The organism is Metabacillus fastidiosus NBRC 101226, assembly GCF_001591625.1.
Taxonomy (GTDB): domain Bacteria; phylum Bacillota; class Bacilli; order Bacillales; family Bacillaceae; genus Metabacillus; species Metabacillus fastidiosus.
In genome coordinates this window covers 1-5,339 of the sequence record NZ_BCVG01000168.1, presented here as the reverse complement: position 1 = coordinate 5,339, position 5,339 = coordinate 1, and the positions used below count along the sequence as shown (strand labels likewise).

5 protein-coding genes are annotated in these 5,339 nt (G+C 33.0%); 1 reads left to right on the top strand and 4 read right to left on the bottom strand.

Features of this window, described 5'->3' with window-relative positions; genetic code table 11:
* Window positions 1-124: 124 nt before the first annotated feature.
* Window positions 125-589 carry a SprT family protein gene (locus BFA01S_RS20725; RefSeq protein WP_066235417.1) on the bottom strand — a complete coding sequence of 155 codons (465 nt, stop codon included), beginning with the start codon at window positions 587-589 and terminating at the stop codon, window positions 125-127.
* A 105-nt stretch (window positions 590-694) separates the two neighbouring features.
* Here BFA01S_RS20725 and cmpA point away from each other — a divergent pair, with 105 nt between their 5' ends.
* Window positions 695-808 carry a cortex morphogenetic protein CmpA gene (gene cmpA / locus BFA01S_RS22665; RefSeq protein ID WP_156483997.1) on the top strand — a complete coding sequence of 38 codons (114 nt, stop codon included), beginning with the start codon at window positions 695-697 and terminating at the stop codon, window positions 806-808.
* 210 nt (window positions 809-1,018) lie between these two features.
* Here the strand turns inward: cmpA and BFA01S_RS20720 are convergent, their stop codons facing one another.
* The 3 genes from BFA01S_RS20720 to BFA01S_RS20710 all read right to left on the bottom strand — a co-directional run bounded on the left by BFA01S_RS20720 (window position 1,019) and on the right by BFA01S_RS20710 (window position 5,195).
* Window positions 1,019-2,314 (bottom strand): MFS transporter, encoded by a 1,296-nt coding sequence (locus BFA01S_RS20720; protein ID WP_066235415.1) that lies wholly within the window; start codon window positions 2,312-2,314, stop codon window positions 1,019-1,021.
* 372 nt (window positions 2,315-2,686) lie between these two features.
* The gene (locus tag BFA01S_RS20715) at window positions 2,687-3,433 is read right to left on the bottom strand and encodes a LytR/AlgR family response regulator transcription factor (RefSeq protein WP_066235413.1); all 747 of its coding nucleotides are present in this window, start codon (window positions 3,431-3,433) and stop codon (window positions 2,687-2,689) included.
* Window positions 3,411-5,195, bottom strand: coding sequence for a LytS/YhcK type 5TM receptor domain-containing protein (locus tag BFA01S_RS20710; RefSeq protein ID WP_066235411.1), 1,785 nt, complete (start codon window positions 5,193-5,195; stop codon window positions 3,411-3,413). Before BFA01S_RS20710 ends, BFA01S_RS20715 begins: the two co-directional genes overlap by 23 nt.
* Window positions 5,196-5,339 lie beyond the last annotated feature (144 nt).

Here is a 5,339-nt window from a genome sequence, read left to right as displayed (position 1 = left end):
AATACTATTATCAGACTTTCTTCATTATAAAGACCTAAAAATCACTTGTCAAGTGATAAATTATCTTTTTAAGAATTTCTGCGAGCCATCAACGACGGCTTTTATAATTTAACATAACTTATAATTATTCGTCAACCTTTTTTAGTTGATAAATTTCTCCTCCACATTTTCCACATACATATCTCTTCGTATCCATTCTTCTTTTCCTTGTAAATAATTGTGCACACTTCTTACATTCATAATGAATAACACGCTTCTGTACCTTTTTCCCATCCTTTAAAGGTGTACAAAATCTAGGAGCATCTACTGTTTTTAACAACATTTTAAAATCACTGTCCTGGTGTCTGTAGCCTTTCCCCTCTAAATGTAAATGATAATGACAAAGTTCATGCTTAATAATCCCAATTATTTCACTTTCGCCGTGCTCTTCTAAATATTTAGGATTAATATCAATATTATGGCTTGCTAGTAAATACCTGCCGCCAGTTGTTCTTAATCTTTTGTTAAAAGTAGCCTCATGTTTAAATTCTTTTTCAAAAAATTTAATAGATATTTCCTCAACTAATCTTTGTAGTTCTGTATTATCCAAAAACGCACACCGCTTTCTAAGCTTATTTCCGAACAGGACATCATATAGCTGCATATACATTATATAACCTATAATCCCATTATAATAAATGAGGAGGTATGAGCAATGCCCTCATGGCTGGAAAAACAAATTCAAAAAGCCTTTTTAGAAAAAAATCATTATCAAATCAGACTGCTCAATCAATGTTGGTTCTTCTACAGAAAAAAACACTGCTCATAGGCAGTGTTTTCCAGAAATTTATAAATCATTTTTTTATTTTCAACAAGAAAATACTCTTATTAATAAGGAGCTGAGCCGGCTGAGACAAATCCTTTAGATCGTCATGAATACTCTTCCTTATATCTAAGGCTTTCTTTAAAATCATACTCTTTTCATCATCAGTAAAGTTTACGATAAACTTTTTCACTCTTCATATATTCTGCTCCAAATTTATGATGCCACATCTATTTGATCTGATTTTCCCTTCCCCTTTCCACGAATAGTCATCGCGATAACAGCTGCTACAGCTAGAGCTATAATCATCATAATGAAAGAAGAATTAAATGAACCGCCACTTACTTGGATCATATAACCCATTAATAATGGAGATATGAAACCTGCAATAGATCCAAAACAGTTAACCATTGAAGTACCTGATGCCATAATTTTTGAAGGAAGAGAGTCAACAACCATAGCCCAGAAACCACCTTGAGCTAAGAACATAAAGAAAGCTGCAAGACATTGGTAAAGAATAACCATTGTTAAAGAAGAAGCTTGGAACATAAAGTATAAAGCTAAACCTCCCGCTATTGCGTTAGGAACAAACACCCATTTTCTATTGCCTGTCATTTTATCCGATATATACCCTCCAAGAATGATCCCTACCGTACCAACTAAATATGGTAATGCACTATAGAGACCTGTATCCATTAGTGAAAGACCTTTTTCATTAATTAAATAAGAAGGTAACCAAGAAGTAAAGCCCCAGAACGTAATATCAAAGAAGAACCAAATAAGTGCCATTTGCCATAAAATTGGTTTCTTTAATAGTTCTTTAAAAGATACGTCTGATTTCTTTTTGCTAGATACTTTTGTTTCCAACACATCTTCATCTAACTCCGCAAGTTCTTCTTCTGTCATTTTAGGATGATCTTCCGGATTATCTTTAAACTTAAACCAAATATAAACACCAATTAAAATTCCTGGAATACCCATTATGATAAAGACCATACGCCATCCAAAAGCGGCGATAATCGCTGCTGCTGCAATAGCTGCTAAAGCTGGTCCTAACGTATTTACAGTTGATTGAATACCTGTTGCTGTCCCACGCTGCTTACTAGGAAAGTAAGTAGCAATTCCTTTATATGCCGCACCAGGCAAACAAGCTTCACCTAAACCGAAAACAAATCGAAGTATTAACAGAAGCGGATAAGAGAAAACTAATCCTGTTACAGATGTAAAAATAGACCACCATACAATAGCAACACTCATAACACGGCGGAAACCAAATTTATCTGCTAACATTCCCCCTGGAATTTGGAATAGAGCATAGCCAGCAAAGAAAATACTTAATAATAATCCTTGTTGTGTTGTATTTAAGCTGAGATCTTCTCCTATAAATGGTAATGCAATTGTGATAACCATACGGTCTAGAAAAGAAAATAACCAGCATAACCATAATACTGCCAAAACTGAATAACGGACTTTCCACTTTTTCTTTGAATGTGATTTTAATTGATCATTCATCAATGTACCCCCTTGTCTATTTCCACATAAATTTCTTTTCCACTGAAACGCTTTCATTATTAGGAAATATTGAAAATTCAAATCCTATTATTTTTGTTTTCTAAAGAAACCCCTTTCAAAATTAATCTGTTGAATTTTTCAACTGTTCCGTACGTAGATAATACATAATCATGTAAACAATTTGTTAAATCAGGGACGAAATATATCTATTTCTAAATAAAGTGCTTTCAAATGGGAACGAATTGCATTTAATAGTGATAAAACGAGAAAGATAAAAAGAGAGGTATGTTAGTTAATCCAATAAAAAAACTGACGTAAAATAACGTCAGTTTTTCTCAAATAACCCTTTTACAAGTAAAGGGTGCTATATAATTAAAAACCTAAAGATTGACGAACAGATTTTATATATGATCGACTAATCGGAGCTTTAGAGCCATCACAAAAAATCACATTATAAGTCCCGTTAAACCATTGTTCTATTTCATTTACATAATCCATGTTGATTATATACCCACGATGCACTCGCAAAAAAGAATGACTTTGTAATTTTTGTTCAATTTCATAAAGAGGAGTATCAATTACATACTTCTCATTCAATGTTTTAACAATTACCTGCCGATTCTCTGTCCCAACATAAATAATATCATGGATATCCACCAATATAATTCGTTCATCTTTGACAACCGCCAGCTTATTTACATTTTTTTCAGACTTTATATTTTTTTCTTGTAATGATTGGTCGCTTTCTTTTTTTAATTGTTTCCACATTACTATTTTTTCTATTGTTTGTTCAATTCTTTTTTCCTCATATGGCTTTAAAATATAATCAACAGCATCAAGTTCAAAAGCTGTTACCGCATAATCATCAAAAGCGGTGACAAATACAATATATGGTACCTTTTTTAATGATCGCAGTTGTTTAGCTAATTCTATTCCGTTGCCATTTGCCAAATGAATATCTAAAAAAACAACTTCCGGCTGTAACCGATGAATATCCCAAATTGCTTTTTGTATTTCATCCGCTTCCCCTATTACCTCGATTTTATTACTTTCAGCAAGTAATTCTTTAAAATCTTCTCTAGCATATATCTCATCTTCAATCAAGTAAGCTGTTATCACTAAGCTGTACCCCTCTTTCATATTGAAGTGGAATCACGATTGTAATATCCGTTCCTTTGTTCACCTGACTTTTGATAGAGAAAAGAGCCTCTGGACCAAACACTAACGATAATCGCTCTTTGATATTTTGTATTGCTATCCCTGTTCCTTTATTGGATATGATTTCTTTTGAACCCAACAACTTAAGTCTCTCACTAGAAATTCCTACACCATTATCTTTAATTGAAATGTTAAGGAAACCTTCTTCATTAACAATAGTAATTTGAACAGTTTCATTTTCACATCGTTCTGAAAAACCATGAACGATAGCATTTTCAACTAAAGGTTGGATTGTAAAAGGGGGTATTAATGCTGTTTCAATACTAGGGTCTATTTTTGTTTCAAGGAAAAAACGTTCTGGAAAACGAGCTTGCTCTAAAGAAAAATAAGCCAACACAGTTTCTATTTCCTTCTCAATCGGTATTAAAGTCTGCCTTGTCATACTGGTATTATTACGAAGAAAGGTACTTAACTGAATAAGAAGTTTCCTAGCAAATAAAGGATCTCTTTTACAAAGAGCTGCAATGACATTAAGAGAATTAAAAAGGAAATGAGGATGAATTTGAGCCTGTAATGCCTTTATCTCTGCGTTCTGTAATAATACTTTATGACGCTCAGCCTCTCCTATTTCCAGCTGCGTAGACAATAGCATAATTAACCCTTCAGCTAATTCCTTCTCTGCATCATTAAATTTATAAGATCTTGTATAATATAACTTTAAAGTACCTACAGGCTTTTCTCTTATAAGTAATGGAATAATAATAACTGCTTTCAATGGCCATTTAAATGGAATATGGTCAAACTCTGGCATCGACTTTAAAATAAAAATTTCTCCTGTTTGAAGCACATGTCTCATCGCCTCTTGATCATGTACCTGTAACAGATGATCGTATTCCTTCCCCTTACCTATATGGGCCAAAACCTTATTTAAATCTGTAATAGCTACAGAATCTGCATTAGTATAAGTACATAATATACGAGCTACTTTTTCGCAAGAGTATTCATCTAAACCTTGTCTGAAAAATGGTAATGTTTTATTTGCAATAAATAAAGCCTTTTGGGTTTGAAGCGCCTTTACCTTTTCTTCCTCACGTAATACATTATAAAAAATTAACGCACAGATCCAAATACCAATACTATTTACAATAATAATTGGTAACCCTGTCAGTTTAATTAATAATACTGCTACTTCATAAGATTCGGTAAATAGAGGGATTAAAATAATTTCAATGGATAATATTAAAGTGCTGATCATTAAAATAAATGATGGTTGAATCTCTTTTTTATAAGCAATTTTCCTATTGATCAGACCGGCAATTAATCCACCAAAGACTGTTAAAAGAAGAGTCGCCGTGCTAATAAATCCACCTAAAAAATACCGATGCCCTCCTGCAATCATTCCAGCACCAAGACCTACAGCAGGACCACCAAAAAGGCCTCCTAAAATCACTCCTATATTACGAGTATCGGCAATTGCTTTAAAAGATCCTATATTCTCTTCTAAACGGTTAAAAGATACATTAGAAACATCAGGATGGATCACAATTCCTGTATAATTTCCAATTACTCCAAATGAACCAAAAACAAAAATCATTACTATTTTGCCTTTCCAGCTTAAACGCTGGTAAATCATTTGCCGAAAAAGGTTAAGCCTGGTAATTAAAAATGCAATTGTAACAATCATGCACATTCGCCAAATCAATTGATAGATTAAATCTAACATAGAAAAACTTCTCCTATCTTCTAACATACAACACCTAAAAAAGTGGACTAAACTTCGCTCGTTAAAGCAAGTTGATCTACATCTAACATATAGGGTTATAGAAGAAACCTTTTAGGAAAACGAATAAAGTGAAACTTCTATCAG